The sequence below is a fragment of the Pseudomonas syringae KCTC 12500 genome, assembly GCF_000507185.2.
Taxonomy (GTDB): domain Bacteria; phylum Pseudomonadota; class Gammaproteobacteria; order Pseudomonadales; family Pseudomonadaceae; genus Aquipseudomonas; species Aquipseudomonas syringae.
The window spans coordinates 162,031-178,099 of record NZ_AYTM02000002.1; the positions used below are offsets into that span (position 1 = coordinate 162,031).

Below are 16,069 nucleotides of genomic sequence, written 5' to 3' on the forward strand. Positions count from 1 at the left end.
AACAGCAACGCCAGGATGCGCGCCGTCGCGTCCGCAGTAACGCGGGCCATTACAGCAAGGAACGCCCATGAGAATTGCTATCGTCCACGACTGGCTGGTGAGCTACGCCGGCGCCGAGCGCGTGCTCGCGTCATTGATCAACGTCTGGCCCGCTGCGGACCTGTTTGCGGTCATCGACTTCCTCAGCGATCAGGACCGCGCGCACCTGCATGGCAAGGTCGCCAGAACGACGTTCATCCAGAAGCTGCCCGGTGCCCGCAAACACTATTCGCGCTACCTGCCACTGATGCCGCTGGCCATCGAGCAACTGGATCTGTACGGCTATGACCTGATCATCAGCAGCAGCCACGCAGTGGCCAAGGGCGTGCTGTGCGGCCCGGACCAATTGCACATCAGCTATGTGCACTCGCCGATCCGCTATGCCTGGGACTTGCAGCATCAGTACCTTCAGGAGTCAGGGCTGAGCAAGGGAATCAAGGGTGGCCTGGCACGCCTGGTCCTGCATTACATTCGCTTGTGGGACCAGCGCACGTCGACCGGCGTGGATGCCTTCATTGCCAATTCCGGGTTTATCGGTGCGCGCATCAGCAAGGCCTATCGACGCGACTCCACCGTCATCTACCCGCCGGTGGACACGCTCGGCTTCACCGCACAGGGCACACGTGGGGACTTCTACCTCTGCGCCTCGCGAATGGTGCCTTACAAACGCATGCCGATGATTGTCGAGGCCTTCGCCGCGATGCCTGACAAACGCCTGATCATGATCGGCGACGGACCGGACCTGGCCAAGGCACAGGCCATTGCCAGCCAGGTGAGCAACGTGACGCTGCTGGGTTTTCAGCCAGGTAACGTGCTGCTCGAGCACATGCGCAGTGCCAGGGCGTTTGTCTTCGCCGCCGAGGAAGATTTCGGCATCAGCCCGGTCGAGGCCCAGGCCTGCGGCACGCCGGTCATCGCCTTCGCCAAGGGCGGCGTCATGGAAACCGTGCGCGGTCTGGATCACCCGCAGCCGACCGGCGTGTTCTACCGACAGCAAACAGTCGCATCACTGATTGCCGCCATCGGCGAATTCGAAGCGGCGCAATCACGCATCTCTCCCGAGGCCTGCCGGGCCAATGCCGAGCGGTTTTCGGTCGCGCGCTTCGAGCAGGAGATCAAAGCCTTCGTCGAGGACCGTCTGGCCCTCTCAAGCAGGGTTCATCTGGCGCGCCTGCCTCAATCGCAATGTGCCGCCCAGACATCTCCCGGGCCTGGCAGTGAACTGCCTGGCCGTGTCGTCTCCCTGAAAACCGTCTGAACGAGCCCTTCCCATGCGTACTTCAGTTCGCGGCATTCTGCGTGCCCACCAGTCAGCGCTTTCGCTCGCCCATCGCTTGCTGGACCTGACCGTCATTGTGCTGATCGGTTACTGGCAAACCGGGCTGACGGTCACCGACAGCACAGAGGCCTGGTCGCACATTTTCCTCGCGGTGCTGGTCTTTCACTGGGTCAGCGAGTACCACCAGTTGTATGGCTCATGGCGCGGCGAGCGCATCCTGCGCGAGCTGACCAAGGTCTTCAGTTACTGGGCGATGACCTTCATCACCCTGCTGTCGCTGAACAGCCTGCTGCTCAACCAGACGCAATTGCCCGATAACGGCCAGATGAGCTGGTTCGCGCTGGCCCTCGCCGTGCTGTGCGGCTACCGGCTGCTGATTCGCCTAGCCCTGCACACCCTGCGTCGGCGCGGCTTCAATACGCGCCGGGTGGCGATCGTCGGCACCGGGCAGGTCGGCGAGCGGCTGGCCCGGTCCATCGCCCTGGCGCCCTGGATGGGCCTGATCCTGCTGGGCTTTTACGACGCGCATCCGCAGCAGATGAATCTGCAGGCGCACAAGCGCCGACCGCCCGTACTGGGTGACCTGCAGCAGTTGATCGAAGATGCCCGCGCTGGCCGGATCGACAAGGTGTACATCACCCTCGCCTTCAGCGCAGAACCGCAACTGCGCGAGTTGATTACGGGCCTGAGCGACACCACCGCCTCGGTGTACCTGATTCCGGATGTGTTCATGTTCGACCTGCTGCACGCGCGCAGTGAAAGCATCAACGGCCTGGCCAGCATCAGCATTTTCGACTCGCCCATGGACGGTGCCTGGAGCCTGGCCAAACGTGCCGAAGACATCGTGCTGTCGAGCCTGATTCTGTTGCTGATCGCCGTGCCCCTGCTGACCATTGCGGCAGCCATCAAGCTTACCTCGGCCGGCCCGGTGCTGTTCCGCCAACGTCGCTACGGGCTGGACGGCCGCTCGATCATGGTCTGGAAATTTCGCAGCATGAGCGTCCAGGAAAACACCGATGTGGTGCTTCAGGCGACGCGCAACGACGCGCGGGTAACACCGCTGGGCCGCTTTTTGCGCCGGACGTCGCTGGATGAGCTGCCGCAGTTCTTCAACGTGCTGCACGGCGACATGTCCATCGTTGGCCCACGCCCCCACGCCATTGCCCACAACGAGCAATACCGCAGACAGGTCAGCGGCTACATGTTGCGCCACAAGGTCAAGCCCGGCATCACCGGCTGGGCGCAGATCAACGGCTGGCGCGGCGAAACCGACACGCTGGACAAGATGCGCATGCGCGTCGAGTTCGACCTGGAATACATCGAGCACTGGTCGATCTGGCTGGACCTGAAAATCATTCTGCTGACGCTGCTCAAGGGGTTCGTCAACAAGAACGCCTTCTGATGCCAGCGCTGACCTGAGCACACACCGAACACCCTCGGTACGCAACAAGAACGGAGCAATCCCATGAAAGGAAAAACGTCATGAATCGAAGCGTTACTGCGTTACTGCTGGTCAGCCTGGCGCTGCAAGGCTGTGCATTCGCGCCGGGGCAACATATGACGCCGGATGACGTCACTCTCGACAAACCGGACGAACCCCGTGCACAGCTGATCGAGGTCACGCCGAAGACCGTGCAGCAACAGCAACTGCGCGCCACTGCAGAGGCCAAGGCCCTGCCGCAGGTGCTGCTGGACTACAGGACCCCGGAATACGTGATCGGTGCTGGCGATACCTTGCTGGTCACCGTGTTCGAACACCCCGAACTGACCGCGCCGGGCTCACAGGACCAACTGGATGCCAACACCCGGGAAGTGCTCAACGACGGAACGCTCTACTTCCCCTATGTAGGCAGAATCCGCGCGAGTGGCAGAACGGTCAGCGAGGTTCGTGAGCAGTTACGCATGGGCCTGGCGCCGCAATACACCGAGGTCAAGGTCGACGTCAAAGTGCTGCGCTACAACAGCCAGCGAATACTGCTGTCCGGCTCTTTCAAGGTCCCCGGCCCGCAACCGATTACCAATATTCCATTGAGCTTGGTGCAGGCGGTGAGTGTCGCTGGTGTCGACCTGACCGATGCCAACCTGGCCGGGCTGACCCTGCGCCGGGAGGGCAAGGATTACCTGATCGACATCGACTCGCTGAACCGCCGGGACTCGCAGTTGAGCCGGATCTTCCTGAAGGACGGCGATTACCTGCACCTCAACAGCAACTCGCGAAACAAGATCTATGTGCTGGGCGAGGTCCTTAACCCTCAGGTGATCTCGTTCGGCACCACCCGCCTGACGCTGCTCGAGGCGTTGGGAAACTCCGGTGGCCTCAGCCCCGACAGCGCAGACGGCGATGCGGTGTACGTCATACGCGGTGCGGAAAACTTCGCCCAGGCGCCTTCCACCGTCTACCACCTCAATGCCAAGAAGCCCACCGCGTACCTGCTGGCGGGGCAGTTCGAGCTCAAGGCGCAGGATGTGGTGTTCGTCGGCCCTGCCGATATCACCCGCTGGAGCCGCTTCATCAGCCAGCTGCTCGGCTCGGCCAGCGTGATACAGACCGGTGCGGCCTTTCGCAACTGAACCGCGCGGCTGTTCGCCAATCTCCCTGCACGCGGTTGTGCAGGGATTTTTTTGCCTGTCGCACTGCGCCAGACTGTTGCCAGAGCAACAGCGGTTCAACAGTTGACGGCTTTTGCATCAGCGCGGCGAACTCTCTCCCCCTGCGTGAAAGACACGCAGACCCAACGGCTGCGGGCCATCGCCAGACACACAAGAAGGCTGGCACATAAGCTGCTTTGCAGGCTTACGTTTATCGCAAGGACATCCCACATGCGCGTCGTTTCACTTTCAGGCAGTCCCTCCCCCAAATCCCGTTCCGGCGTTGTGCTGGCCCACGCCGGCCGCTGGCTGCAGAGTCACGGCGTCGAAGTCACCACATTGCGCATACGCGACTTCAATGCAGAGGACCTGCTTTTCGCCCGTTTCGACAGTCCGCAGGTGCTCGAATTGATCGAAGCGGTCAGTCAGGCCGATGGCCTGCTGATCGGCACGCCGGTATACAAGGCGTCATTTTCCGGCGCACTGAAAACCCTGCTCGACTTGCTGCCCGAGCGCGCGCTGCATGGCAAAGTGGTCTTGCCGCTGGCCACCGGCGGCAGTATCGCGCACATGCTGGCCGTGGATTACGCGCTCAAACCGGTGCTGTCGGCGCTCAAGTCGCAGGAAGTGCTGCACGGCATCTTCGCCATCGATACCCAGGTCAGCTACGACGACAACGAATTAGGCGGTACGCTGGACGAAATCCTCACGGAGCGTCTGCATGAAGGGCTGGAACATTTCCACCATGGCCTGCAACGTCGCTTGCAGGCGCGTCACCAGCAGGCTGGCGGGCACTTGCAACTGGCGTTGTAGTGCCGGAATAGCAAAGGCATCAATGCTCGATAAACAGCGGATACAGCGAGGCCACCAACAGCGCTGCCATCACGCCGTTGAAAATACGTAACCCGAGCGGATCGCGCAGAACGTTGCGCAGCAAACTGCCAAAGCCTGCCCAGACGCCCACGCTGGGCAGGTTGATCAGCGCAAACACTGCCGAAATCACCAGCACATTGTAGAAGTAGCCCTGCATGGGGGTGTAAGTGCTGATCGCGCCGATCGCCATGATCCAGGCCTTGGGATTGACCCATTGAAAAAGCGCGGCGCTCATGAAACTCAGCGGCTTACCCTGGCTGTCGACGCTATCGGAGGCCGGTCCCGACGTGGCGATTTTCCAGGCCAGGTACAGCAGATAGGCAGCGCCCACATAGCGCAGGATCGTGTAGAGCACCGGCCAGGTCTTGAACACGCTGCCCAGACCGAAACCGACGGCCAGCACCAGAACGAAAAAACCGACACTGATACCCAGCATGTGCGGCAGGGTGCGACTGAAACCGAAGTTCACGCCCGAGGCCAGCAGCATCATGTTGTTGGGGCCGGGAGTGATGGAGGTGACGAATGCGAAGAGTGTGAATGCCAGAAGCAAATCGAAAGAGAGAAACATGCTGCCTGTCCGGATCAGTGAGTCAGGTGCTCACCCTATCGAAGGCGGTGCAGGAAACACACGGACAGTTGACGGCCAATTACAGCAGTACAGTTCTTACACAACGCACTTTTCAAGCCGACTGTTAACCTTGTGGCTGCTGACCGGTGACACCCAGATCGACGCTTGTTTCGCCTGTTTCATCGAAGTCCCGCGCCTGCTGGATCTGCGGATCCGCCATCAATTGCGCCTTGCGTGCCTGATACTCATCAAATGACAGGCCTCGACGGTTGAGGTCTTCAAGGGCCAACTGATGGCTTTCTTCAGCGCTGAACGCCCGCTGCTCGACAGCGTGGTGAGTGGAGCAGCCGGAAACCAGCGCAACAGTGAATGTCAGGACAAGCGCAAGGGCGAGCATACGGTTCATCGGGGGCCTCCGGTCGGGCTTCATTTCAGGAATGAAGCAAGGTTACGCCTGCCCCTGATGCAGCAAAAATCATCCGCCGTGATAGTCGCTATCGACTGTTGCGAGCATTCTCGATCAACACCTCGCGCAACGCCTGAGCCGCCGCTGAAAGCTTGTGATCGGCGAGCATCATCAGGCCGATACGCCGTTCGATCAGCGGCTCCACCAACGCCACGCAGCAGGCCCCCAGTTCCTGCATCTGCCCGATGCACAGTGACGGCACCGCGCTGACGCCCAGGCCGTTGGCAACCATGCGCCCGATGGTCGACAACTGATGGCTCTCGAACGCGACCGCCAGCTTGCCGTGGCGCGGCTCGATGGCCTGTTCCAGCAGCAAACGTACCGCCGACGGGCGTTGCAGGGCGATGAAGTCTTCACGCAGCAGTTCTTCCCAGGTGACCTCACGCCGCTCGGCCAGCGGCGACTCACGGGGCACCACGGCGACGAAGCGGTCCATATAGAACGGGGTGAACGACAGGGCACTGTTCGACTCGGGCTCAAAGCCGATACCCAGTTCGACACGGCGATGGCGGACCATCTCCAGCACTTGCTCGTTGATCACGTCATGCACCGCCACGTTGACGCGCGGGTAGCGCCCGCGAAACACCTTCAAGGCCGCTGGCAGCAGATTACCGGCAAATGACGGCATGGCGGCGACCGACACCCTGCCCATTTGCAAAGTAAAACGCTGACGCAGCAGTTCTTCGGTGTTGTCCCAGTCGGCCAGCAACTGGCGCGCCAGCGGCAACAGGGTCTCGCCTTCGGGCGTCAGACCGACGTTGCGTGTGGTGCGCGTCAACAGCTGTCCGCCAAGGTCCTCTTCGAGGCTCTTGATCGTCAGGCTCAAGGCTGGTTGCGACACGTTGAGTCGCTCGCCGGCCTGAGCGAAGCTCAGGTACTGCGCAACGGCCAGAAAAGCGCGAAGCTGCTTGACGTTCATATATTTGCTTTTCTTATGAATTGATCAGAAAAACAAAATTAACAAATCAGTCCCATCGAGAGAAGATGCAGGTCACCCGATCCTCCGGCAGCGCGACTGTCGGTCAACAACTATAAAAGGCGGATCATCATGGCTGGACTCGATAAACGAGTAGCGACCTACGAAGAAGCCCTCGCCGGGCTGACCGACGACATGACGGTACTCTGCGGCGGCTTCGGCCTGTGCGGCATCCCGGAAAACCTGATCGCGCAGATCAAGCGCATGGGTATCAAGGGCCTGACCGTGGTCTCCAACAACTGCGGCGTTGACGGCTTTGGACTCGGCATCCTGCTTGAAGACCGGCAGATCCGCAAAATGATTTCATCCTACGTCGGCGAGAATGCCTTGTTCGAAAAGCAGCTGCTCAGCGGCGAGCTGGAAGTCGAACTCACGCCACAAGGCACCCTGGCGGAAAAACTGCGTGCCGGTGGCGCAGGCATTCCGGCGTTCTATACCGCAACTGGTTACGGAACGCCGGTCGCCGAAGGTAAGGAAACCCGTCAGTTCAACGGCCGCAACGTGATTCTGGAAGAGGCCATCACCGGTGACTTCGCCCTGATCAAGGGCTGGAAAGCCGACCACTTCGGCAACGTCATCTATCGTCATACCGCACAGAACTTCAACCCGGTGGTGGCCACCGCCGGACGGATCACCGTGGTCGAGGTCGAGGAAATCGTCGAGCCGGGCGTGCTGCTGCCTACCCAGATCCACACCCCAGGCATCTACGTCGACCGGGTCATCCAGGGCACTTTCGAAAAACGCATCGAACAGCGCACCGTCAGAAAATCCTGATAGCGCAGCCTTGGCCCTACTACAATAAAGAGGCTTCAGACGATGGCACTTTCCCGCGAACAAATGGCTCAACGTGTCGCCCGTGAGCTCAAGGACGGTTATTACGTGAACCTTGGCATCGGTATTCCGACCCTAGTGGCCAACTACGTGCCCGATGACATCGACGTCATGCTCCAGTCGGAAAACGGCCTGCTGGGCATGGGCGCCTTCCCCACCGAAGACACCATCGACGCAGACATGATCAATGCCGGCAAGCAGACGGTCACCGCGCGCATAGGCGCCTCTATTTTTTCGTCGGCCGAATCCTTTGCCATGATCCGCGGCGGCCATGTCGACCTGACGGTGCTCGGCGCTTTCGAGGTGGATATCGAGGGCAACATCGCTTCGTGGATGATCCCCGGCAAGCTGATCAAGGGCATGGGTGGCGCGATGGACCTGGTGGCGGGGGCTGACAACATCATCGTCACCATGACCCATGCGTCGAAGGACGGCGAATCCAAACTGCTCACCCGTTGCAGCCTGCCACTGACCGGCGCAGGCTGCATCCGCAAGGTGCTGACTGATCTGGCTTACCTGGAAATCGAAAACGGCGCGTTCATCCTCCGCGAACGCGCGCCGGGGGTCAGCGTGGAAGAAATCGTGGCCAAAACAGCAGGCAAGCTGATCGTGCCGGATGACGTGATCGAGATGACTTTCTGAGTGCAGGCCAACGCGGAGCATTGGCAAGATACTCATGGCCAGCCACCCTCGTTTCCAAGCTCCAGTTTGGGGACGATGGTTATCAGCTCACAAGCCGGGGCTTTGGCCAAATTGCTCTAAAGCGCTTTTCGAGCACGATGGCACAGACGACGCAGAGTGCGACGTAAGTGACGGCTGAGTCCTGGCGCTGATCCGGGGGTAGCCTGGCAGGACGCCAGGCTAGCCGCACCGGACCATGGATGGTCCGTTGCGGCGACCCCCGGAGCAGTGACAGGGCGAAGGAACCCGACGAAGTCGGGCCGGAAACGGAGCTTGGGGGTTTGCCTACTTTGGCCCCATCAAAGTAGGTCGCCGAGGGGCGAAAAGGTGACCTGAGTCGAACTTCAATCCACCTGACAAAGAAAAACCGCCGTGTGACGCAGAGCGTCCGCAATAGTCGGCTGTTCAAGTAACTCCCCGATAATAATTACAAAAAAAGGTGCCCCAGATGGCCGCCAACATAGAAGAAAGCCGCTCCGCCCGATTTGCCTTGCGCTGCGCCGCGTGGGCTGAACGCTGGTTTCCTGATTCATGGGTATTTGCCGCACTGGCGGTGGTCATCGTCACGCTGGCGACACTGGCGATCGGCGCGCGCCCGGCCGAGGCTGCCAAGGCGTTCGGTGACGGGTTCTGGAGCCTGATTCCGTTCACCATGCAGATGGCCTTCGTGGTAATCGGTGGTTACGTGGTCGCCAGTTCACCGCCTGCGGTGCGCCTGATCGACCGCCTGGCCCGGGTGCCGCGCAACGGCCGTTCGGCGGTGGCCTGGGTGGCGCTGATTTCCATGCTCGCTTCGCTGCTCAACTGGGGCCTGTCGCTGGTGTTCGGCGGCTTGCTGGTGCGTGCCCTCGCCCGCCGCACTGACCTGCGCATGGATTACCGCGCAGCCGGCGCAGCCGCCTATCTGGGCCTGGGTGCAGTCTGGGCGCTGGGGCTGTCGTCTTCGGCCGCGCAATTGCAGGCCAACCCGGCCAGTCTGCCGCCGTCGATCCTGGCGATTACCGGCGTGATCCCGTTCACCGAAACCATCTTTCTCTGGCAATCCGGGGTCATGCTCGCCGCGCTGGTGGTCATCTCACTGATCGTTGCCTACGCCACCGCGCCAGGCCCGAACAGCGCCCGCGACGCCAAGGCCTGCGGTGTCGATCCGGCCTTCAACCTGCCGCCACTGCCGCCCCGCACACGGCCCGGGGAATGGCTGGAATACAGCCCGCTGCTGATCATCCTGATGGTGCTGCTGGGGGTTGGCTGGTTGTTCAGCGAGTTTTCGAGCAAACCGGCGATCACGGCGATTTCCGGGCTCAACACCTACAACTTCCTGTTCATCATGCTCGGTGCCCTGCTGCACTGGCGACCGCGCAGTTTTCTCGACGCCGTCGCACGGGCGGTGCCCACCACCACCGGCGTGCTGATTCAATTCCCTCTGTACGGTTCGATAGCCGCGCTACTGACCACGGTCAAGGGCGGCGATGCGCAAACCCTGGCGCATTACATCTCGACGTTCTTCACCAGCATTGCCTCCCACGACACTTACGCAATTCTGATGGGCGTCTATTCGGCCATATTGGGCTTTTTCATTCCGTCAGGCGGCGGCAAGTGGATCATCGAAGCGCCCTACGTGATGCAAGTTGCCAACGACCTGCAGTATCACCTCGGCTGGGCAGTACAGATCTACAACGCAGCCGAAGCCTTGCCCAACCTGATAAACCCGTTCTATATGCTGCCGCTGCTGGGTGTACTGGGCCTGAAGGCGCGTGACCTGATCGGCTTCTCGTTCGTGCAGCTGCTGGTCCACACGCCGCTGGTGCTGTTTCTGCTCTGGGCACTGGGCACCACGTTGGCCTATGTGCCACCGGTAATGCCCTGAATGCCTATGCGTCGAACGTGTAGTCACGCTCGACCCGGCAGATTCGCGTGGTAAACGCCTGATACCAGCGCGAACGTCCCTGCTCGCGGACCTGGGCATGATCGGCCTGCTGTTTCCAGGCGAGAATCGCGGTTTCGTCGGTCCAGTAGGACACGGTGATGCCCAGGCCGTCCTCACCGCGCGCCGACTCAACGCCCAGAAAGCCGGGCTGTTGTCGGGCCAGACTCACCATGCGCTGCGCCGCCTCCGCGTACGCCTGATCATCGTCAGGCGTACGCAGCGAGGTGAACACCACAGCGAAGTAAGGCTTGGCAAACCGGGCGGCCATCATGCCGGGTTGCTCAGGCAGGCGCGGACAAACGCGGCCACCACAGGTGGCGTCTGGCCCTGCAACGCAGCGCGCTCCGGCTGGAACAGTGTGGCGACGTAGAACGGGTGCCCCTGCAATTCCATACTGCGCACTTCGCCCTCGGGACCGCGCCCACTGACCTTCAGATGCTCGCCGAACAGCGCCGACTCCAGCTCGCGGCGCAGACCGTAGCGGCAGTGATAGCGCTCTTCGATGTCGAGCCTGCCATAGGCTTGGGCAATCAGCGTGTCGGGTTGCAACTGAATCGCTGCCACCGATTCAACCAGCGAGCAACTGAGTGGCTCGATAATCACGTTTGCCGCGTGCGGCGCAGTTTCGCCATGCTCGGCGTCTGCCCAGCCCAGTTGGTGGCGGGCGTACTCGACCAACGCGTGCTGAAAGCCCCCGCACGTCCCCAGAAACGGCACCCGGTGCTCACGAGCGAAACGAATGGCCGTCAACGCGCCCAGCATGTCCCGATACGGGCTGGCCGGAACGCACCACAGGCCGTCGAATTCGGCGAGCTGCGCACCACTGCCAATCAGCGGCGTCGGCAGCCATTCGAAACCGACCTGTACCTGCGCGGCCTCCGCCGCCCTCTGCAAGGCCAACGGAATGGCCTGATGCGCGGGGACATCCGCACTGAAGTCCCCTACCAGACCGATCCGTATCCCGTCGCCTGTGTTATCTGCTTTGCCCATGCCCTGCTCCCTGTTTGATGTCGTACAGCCCGGGGGACTATAAACAGGCAGCAAAATCAGCAGAATGGGCGTTACAGCAATGCCTCGCGTGCAACGCTGCACGGTTGCTCATTCAGTCACAGGCGTCAGCACCGGTTGCCCGGCGAAAAACGCCAGCAGGTTATCGTTGACCATTTGCACACTGTCTCTCGAAGCCTCGGGGGACAGGCCTGCCACGTGCGGTGTCAGCACCACATTGTCCAGCGTCTTGAGCACATCCGGCACAGTCGGTTCATCGTCGAACACGTCCAGCGCGGCCCCGGCAATCTGCTCATGCTGCAGTGCACTGACCAACGCCTGGGTATCCACCACGCTGGCGCGGGCAATGTTGACCAAAAACCCGTCAGGGCCCAGCGCCTCAAGCACCCCAGCGTCGATCAGATGCTGCGTGCCGCTGCCACCGGGCGTGGCGATGACCAGAAAATCCGATGCGGCCGCCAGCGCCTGCGCTGTCGCATGCCAGGTGTAATCGCAGTCGCTACGCGGCTTGCGGTTGTGGTAACCGATGGCAATATCGAAGGCGGCTGCACGCTTGGCAATCGCCAGCCCTACCGCCCCCAGCCCGACGATCCCCAGACGCTTGCCTGCCAGCGACGGGCGCACCACCTTGCGCCATTCGCTCCGTCGCACCGAGGCATCGGCCTGCGGAATGTCGCGCACCAACGACAGCAGCAACGCCAGCGTATGATCGGCCACCGTGGCGGCGTTGACGCCTGCACCATTGGTCACGACGATGCCACGTGCCTGCGCGGCAGGCAGATCGACCTTCTCGTAACCGGCGCCGCTTACGCAAATGATGCGCAGCTGCGGCAGTGCATTCATTTCCTCGGCGAAAAATCCCAACGGCCCGCGTGTCACCACGGCAATGATGCTCGGCCCGTGCGTGGCAATCGCCTCGGCACGCAGTTCGGCCGTCGGGGCGCGAATCAACTGAAAACCGCTGCTTTCAAGAATCGGCAAATACGTGTCCAGGTTTTCCACCAGCACCAATACCGTTGTCATGCGCGCTCCCGTTCGATCAGCAAAATGCTGACCTTAACGCGACTCGACGCACTTGTGCAGCGCCGCTGACGCTGGAACTGAAAAAAGCCTTCCCGAATAAGCCAGGCGTTCATAAAGTGGACGCATTTGCGGGACAGACTAATGCGCAAGCAGACTTGGCAGTCAGCAGAGTGCGTTATGGTTGCGTGCAGTGACGCGACCAGTGGTTCTAAGGTCTGGCGCGCAGGCTGCTCATAAAACAGGCTTTCTCAAAAACAAGGAAACACCCGCCCATGCAAGGATTTCCCACCACCCTGTTGAAAAAGACCCTATTGGCTGCGGCTGTCATGTCGGGCCTGATGCTGTCGTCAGGCATGGCAGCGGCGGCGGACGCCCCAGGCAAGGTGCTGAGCGAGAAATACGGCCTGCCCTGGCCAGCCGTGATCGCCCATCGCGGTGCTTCGTTCGACGCACCGGAAGAAACCATCCCGGCCTACACCCTGGCGCGGGACCTGGGCGCGGACTACCTGGAAATGGACATCCAGCGAACCAAGGACGGCGTGCTGATAGCGCTGCACGATGACGTGCTGGAACGCACTACCAACATCGCTCAAGTGTTCCCGACACGGGTGAAAGACCCGGTCAGCACCTTCACTCTGGCGGAGCTCAAGCAACTGGACGCCGGTTCGTGGTTCAACAAGGCTTACCCGGACAAGGCCCGCGACAGTTACAACGGGTTGCAGATCCTGACGCTGGATGAGGTCATCGACATCGCCGAGGGCGGCGCCAACAAACCTGGGCTGTACATAGAGACCAAGGTGCCGAACAAGTTTCCTGGTGTCGAAGCCGACCTGAAAAAACTGCTGGCCAAACGCGGCTGGCTCGACCAACGCCCTGCGGCAGCGGCCGGCCATGTCAACGTCGCGCACATGCCAGGACGCGTCGTCCTGCAGACGTTCGAGAAGCAAAGCCTGGAACTGCTGCAGAAAGAAATGCCGAAAGTGCCCAAGGTCATGCTGTTGTGGGTTGGCGAAGGCTCGATAGAGCCCAAATCCAGCGTCGCGTTCAAGGACTCCGGAGCCAAGGACAAGGCCAGCTATTACGCGACCCAGGAAGTCAAATCAGCGCAAGAGTTCGAGCAGTGGATTGACTGGGCCAAGGCCCACGGCGCCATCGGCACAGGCCCTTCGTCGCAACTGGCCAAGGGTGGCGACCAGAGCTACATGGACCTGGTCAAACCCTGGATGAACAACCTGACCCACGAGAAAGGCATGGTCATCCACCCGTACACGGTGGATGACGCAGAGGACTTCAAGCGGATCAGCCATGATGGCGCGGACGGCTTCTTCACCAACCGCACCGCCGAACTGTTGAAGTTCTACGAGCGGCCGGCAAAAGAAAGCATTGAAACGATTCTGAAGCGTAACGGCTACTGATCCAGCGGCTGGCTGCATCCTGCGATGCGGCCAGTCGATCAGAAGTCGATAGTGCCCGACAGCTTGAGGGTACGTGGCTCGCCCTGAGTCAGGTAACCGCCATTGGCTGATGCCCAATAATCCTTGTCCATCAGGTTCTCGACGTTGGCGCGCAGGGTCACGTCCTTCTGCGCAACGTTGAAGGTGTAGCGTGCGCCCAGGTCGAAGCGGTTCCAGGTCGGGATGCTCAGGTTGTTGGCAGCATCGACATATTGCCCACCGGTGCGCAGCATGCGCGCATTGATGGCCGCGCCTTCGATCCCCGGAATGTCCCAATCGGCACCCGCATTGAACTGGAAGGTCGGCACACCCACGGCCCGATTGCCGTCGTTGCTGCCACTGGCCGTACCGCTCACCTCGGTGTCCATCAGGGTCAGACCGGCCAGCAGACGCAAGCCGCTGACAGGTTGGCCAAAGACGTTCATCTCAACGCCGCGGTTGCGCTGCTGACCATCACGGACATAACGCGACCCGGTGCCTTCCAGAACCTGATAGCCGTCAGCCGGTTGCTCGATGCGGTACACGCCCAGGCTCGCGCCGAACGTGCCCATGTCCAGCTTGACGCCCGCTTCCACCTGTTTCGAACGCGACGGCGCAAAAACTTCGCCAGGGTTGATGGTGACGGTATCCGGAGCCGTTGGACCTTGCGCCAGACCTTCGATGCGGTTGGCGTAGAACGACACATAGTGCCAAGGCTTGAATACCACCCCGTAGACCGGCGTGGTGATCGCTTCGTCGTACAGCGCATTGCGCGGGCCGCTGCCGTATTCATACCCCTGAACACGCAGTTGCTGGCGACGCAGGCCTGCGGTCAGCAACAGGCGATCATCGAAAAAGCCCAGCGTGTCTGAGAACGCGACGCTGCGCATGCGGCTCTTGCCGACAATGCCGGGATCATTCAGATCGCCTGCGGTGAAACTGTCGAGTGCCGGGCGCTCTTGGGAGACAGGGTCGTAAAGGTTGTTGCTGGAGGTGCCGCCAAACAGATACGCACTGCGCTGTTCGGTCCAGATACCGGACAGCCCGAAGTTGACCTTGTGGCTGACCGCGCCGGTCTGCAGCTTGCCGTTGATGCCGGCCATGGCGGTCTTGTTGTCTTCGTCATGCGGGATGAAAGACGGTGCGGCCGTGGTATTGCCTGCGGCATCGTGGACAGTTGGCGAGCCATATACGCCGACCTCACGGGTGTGCTTGGCGCCCACTGCGGCGTACAGCGTCCAGTCTTCGTTGAGGTCGTACTCGGCGCGGCTCATGCCGAAGGTGTCTTCGGTTTCGGTCCAGGTCCAGTTCGGCGCGTAATTGGTATCCGAGTCCGGAGCATGCGGCACGCTGGTCAGGGCGCTGTCGACAAACACCGTGTTGCGGCTCTGGTTGATGCGCTGCTTCTGGTAGGCAAAATCGCCGGACAAACGGAAGTTGTCACCTCGATAATCGAGCCCCAGCGCGAACAGCTTGCTGCGATGCTCTTCATCCTCGACGCCGGTCTCGCCTTCGCGCTGCGACAGGTTGAGACGCGCGCCGAAGCGATTGCCCTCGCCAAAGCGCTGCCCCAGGTCGAGATGCTCGCCGACCCGGCCGTCGCTGCTGATGTCGGAGGTAAAACGACGCGTCGGTGTGTCCTGCGCGCGCTTGGGCTGCAGGTTCACGCCGCCGCCAATCCCGGAACCGGTCGGCGTCACGCCGTTGATGAAGGCGTTGGGGCCCTTGAACACTTCAACGCGCTCCAGCGCATCGGTCGATATGATCTGGCGTGGCAGTACGCCGTAAAGGCCGTTGTAGGAGATATCGTCGGTGGTCAGCTTGAGGCCGCGAATGACGAAGATATGCGAAGCGTTGGCATAACCACTTGACTGACGCACCGATGCATCATTAAGCAATACGTCGCCGACGGTTTCAGCCTGCTGGTCCTCGATCAATTGTTCGGTGTAACTGCTCATGGTGAACGGCACGTCCATGATGTCGGCATTGCCCAGAACGCCCAGTTGCCCACCGCGCGCCACCTGCCCACCGGCATAAACCGGCGGTAGCGCGTGAGGGTCGGCCTTGTCGGCACTGATGTCAGTCTCGCCCAGCACCACAGGGCCGTCCTGCCGAGTGGCAGCCTCTGCAGCGGCCCAGGCCGGAGATCCAATGGAACAGCAAAACGCGAGCAACGTAAGGCGCATCGGGAACGATGGGGAGTTCATCAGTAGGTCCTGAAGACAAGTTGAACGAGATCGGAAGCAACTGTCCTGGACATCACCGATCGGGTGGATGCGAAATGATATCAGATGTTACTGGTAATGCTTATCATTTGTTTATGCATAAAAGATGATAAGTCAGCGACGCGATGCGGTTCGTTCCGGCGCTGCATCA

15 protein-coding genes are annotated in these 16,069 nt (G+C 61.1%); 8 read left to right on the forward strand and 7 right to left on the reverse strand.

The annotated features are described in order from the left end of the window. The first annotated feature begins 67 nt into the window (after positions 1 to 67). The 4 genes from V476_RS01220 (at position 68) to ssuE (ending at position 4,720) form a co-directional block, all read left to right on the forward strand. Entirely contained in the window at positions 68 to 1,297 is a 1,230-nt protein-coding gene (locus V476_RS01220) for a glycosyltransferase family 4 protein (protein ID WP_024959963.1), read from the forward strand. A gap of 13 nt (positions 1,298 to 1,310) precedes the next feature. After that, positions 1,311 to 2,720: an undecaprenyl-phosphate glucose phosphotransferase gene (locus V476_RS01225; protein WP_003348546.1), complete on the forward strand. Its 1,410-nt coding sequence runs from the start codon at positions 1,311 to 1,313 to the stop codon at positions 2,718 to 2,720. A gap of 80 nt (positions 2,721 to 2,800) precedes the next feature. After that, positions 2,801 to 3,889, forward strand: coding sequence for a polysaccharide biosynthesis/export family protein (locus tag V476_RS01230; RefSeq protein ID WP_024959964.1), 1,089 nt, complete (start codon positions 2,801 to 2,803; stop codon positions 3,887 to 3,889). A gap of 249 nt (positions 3,890 to 4,138) precedes the next feature. Continuing rightward, a complete protein-coding gene (gene ssuE / locus V476_RS01235; RefSeq protein ID WP_003348618.1) occupies positions 4,139 to 4,720 on the forward strand; it encodes an NADPH-dependent FMN reductase in 582 nt (193 codons plus the stop codon). Positions 4,721 to 4,739: 19 nt separating this feature from the next. On the opposite strand, the gene V476_RS01240 is transcribed toward ssuE, so the two are convergent. From V476_RS01240 to V476_RS01250, 3 genes are all read right to left on the reverse strand, one after another. Then, entirely contained in the window at positions 4,740 to 5,348 is a 609-nt protein-coding gene (locus V476_RS01240) for a LysE family translocator (protein WP_003348620.1), read from the reverse strand. 124 nt (positions 5,349 to 5,472) lie between these two features. After that, complete coding sequence (locus V476_RS01245; protein WP_003315738.1) at positions 5,473 to 5,754, reverse strand: outer membrane protein assembly factor BamD; 282 nt, start codon at positions 5,752 to 5,754, stop codon at positions 5,473 to 5,475. An 88-nt stretch (positions 5,755 to 5,842) separates the two neighbouring features. Beyond that, positions 5,843 to 6,733 (reverse strand): LysR family transcriptional regulator, encoded by an 891-nt coding sequence (locus V476_RS01250; RefSeq protein ID WP_024959965.1) that lies wholly within the window; start codon positions 6,731 to 6,733, stop codon positions 5,843 to 5,845. Between the two features lie 129 nt (positions 6,734 to 6,862). Here V476_RS01250 and V476_RS01255 point away from each other — a divergent pair, with 129 nt between their 5' ends. The 3 genes from V476_RS01255 (at position 6,863) to V476_RS01265 (ending at position 10,169) form a co-directional block, all read left to right on the forward strand. Next, positions 6,863 to 7,564: a CoA transferase subunit A gene (locus V476_RS01255; RefSeq protein WP_003391701.1), complete on the forward strand. Its 702-nt coding sequence runs from the start codon at positions 6,863 to 6,865 to the stop codon at positions 7,562 to 7,564. A 42-nt stretch (positions 7,565 to 7,606) separates the two neighbouring features. After that, a complete protein-coding gene (locus V476_RS01260; protein ID WP_024959966.1) occupies positions 7,607 to 8,263 on the forward strand; it encodes a CoA transferase subunit B in 657 nt (218 codons plus the stop codon). Positions 8,264 to 8,750: 487 nt separating this feature from the next. Further along, positions 8,751 to 10,169 (forward strand): short-chain fatty acid transporter, encoded by a 1,419-nt coding sequence (locus V476_RS01265; RefSeq protein WP_024960498.1) that lies wholly within the window; start codon positions 8,751 to 8,753, stop codon positions 10,167 to 10,169. A gap of 4 nt (positions 10,170 to 10,173) precedes the next feature. On the opposite strand, the gene V476_RS01270 is transcribed toward V476_RS01265, so the two are convergent. The 3 genes from V476_RS01270 to V476_RS01280 all read right to left on the reverse strand — a co-directional run bounded on the left by V476_RS01270 (position 10,174) and on the right by V476_RS01280 (position 12,260). After that, positions 10,174 to 10,500, reverse strand: a complete 327-nt coding sequence (locus V476_RS01270) for an antibiotic biosynthesis monooxygenase family protein (protein ID WP_024960499.1) — start codon at positions 10,498 to 10,500, stop codon at positions 10,174 to 10,176. Next, positions 10,497 to 11,219, reverse strand: a complete 723-nt coding sequence (locus V476_RS01275; RefSeq protein ID WP_024960500.1) for a CTP synthase C-terminal region-related (seleno)protein — start codon at positions 11,217 to 11,219, stop codon at positions 10,497 to 10,499. The genes V476_RS01270 and V476_RS01275 overlap by 4 nt, the downstream gene beginning before the upstream one ends. Before the next feature lie 108 nt (positions 11,220 to 11,327). Further along, positions 11,328 to 12,260 (reverse strand): 2-hydroxyacid dehydrogenase, encoded by a 933-nt coding sequence (locus tag V476_RS01280; RefSeq protein WP_024960501.1) that lies wholly within the window; start codon positions 12,258 to 12,260, stop codon positions 11,328 to 11,330. 272 nt (positions 12,261 to 12,532) lie between these two features. Here V476_RS01280 and V476_RS01285 point away from each other — a divergent pair, with 272 nt between their 5' ends. Then, positions 12,533 to 13,675, forward strand: coding sequence for a glycerophosphodiester phosphodiesterase (locus V476_RS01285; RefSeq protein ID WP_024960502.1), 1,143 nt, complete (start codon positions 12,533 to 12,535; stop codon positions 13,673 to 13,675). A gap of 38 nt (positions 13,676 to 13,713) precedes the next feature. Here the strand turns inward: V476_RS01285 and V476_RS01290 are convergent, their stop codons facing one another. After that, positions 13,714 to 15,900, reverse strand: a complete 2,187-nt coding sequence (locus V476_RS01290; RefSeq protein ID WP_024661472.1) for a TonB-dependent receptor — start codon at positions 15,898 to 15,900, stop codon at positions 13,714 to 13,716. Between the last annotated feature and the right edge of the window lie 169 nt (positions 15,901 to 16,069).

Excerpts from the sequence above, each read along its gene's own strand:
- V476_RS01250 (WP_024959965.1), bottom strand. The coding sequence starts at position 6,733 with ATGAACGTCAAGCAGCTTCGCGCTTTTCTGGCCGTTGCGCAGTACCTG.
- V476_RS01260 (WP_024959966.1), top strand. The coding sequence starts at position 7,607 with ATGGCACTTTCCCGCGAACAAATGGCTCAACGTGTCGCCCGTGAGCTC.
- V476_RS01285 (WP_024960502.1), top strand. The coding sequence starts at position 12,533 with ATGCAAGGATTTCCCACCACCCTGTTGAAAAAGACCCTATTGGCTGCG.
- V476_RS01220 (WP_024959963.1), top strand. The coding sequence starts at position 68 with ATGAGAATTGCTATCGTCCACGACTGGCTGGTGAGCTACGCCGGCGCC.
- V476_RS01225 (WP_003348546.1), top strand. The coding sequence starts at position 1,311 with ATGCGTACTTCAGTTCGCGGCATTCTGCGTGCCCACCAGTCAGCGCTT.
- V476_RS01275 (WP_024960500.1), bottom strand. The coding sequence starts at position 11,219 with ATGGGCAAAGCAGATAACACAGGCGACGGGATACGGATCGGTCTGGTA.
- ssuE (WP_003348618.1), top strand. The coding sequence starts at position 4,139 with ATGCGCGTCGTTTCACTTTCAGGCAGTCCCTCCCCCAAATCCCGTTCC.
- V476_RS01245 (WP_003315738.1), bottom strand. The coding sequence starts at position 5,754 with ATGAACCGTATGCTCGCCCTTGCGCTTGTCCTGACATTCACTGTTGCG.
- V476_RS01255 (WP_003391701.1), top strand. The coding sequence starts at position 6,863 with ATGGCTGGACTCGATAAACGAGTAGCGACCTACGAAGAAGCCCTCGCC.
- V476_RS01280 (WP_024960501.1), bottom strand. The coding sequence starts at position 12,260 with ATGACAACGGTATTGGTGCTGGTGGAAAACCTGGACACGTATTTGCCG.
- V476_RS01240 (WP_003348620.1), bottom strand. The coding sequence starts at position 5,348 with ATGTTTCTCTCTTTCGATTTGCTTCTGGCATTCACACTCTTCGCATTC.
- V476_RS01270 (WP_024960499.1), bottom strand. The coding sequence starts at position 10,500 with ATGATGGCCGCCCGGTTTGCCAAGCCTTACTTCGCTGTGGTGTTCACC.
- V476_RS01265 (WP_024960498.1), top strand. The coding sequence starts at position 8,751 with ATGGCCGCCAACATAGAAGAAAGCCGCTCCGCCCGATTTGCCTTGCGC.
- V476_RS01290 (WP_024661472.1), bottom strand. The coding sequence starts at position 15,900 with ATGAACTCCCCATCGTTCCCGATGCGCCTTACGTTGCTCGCGTTTTGC.
- V476_RS01230 (WP_024959964.1), top strand. The coding sequence starts at position 2,801 with ATGAATCGAAGCGTTACTGCGTTACTGCTGGTCAGCCTGGCGCTGCAA.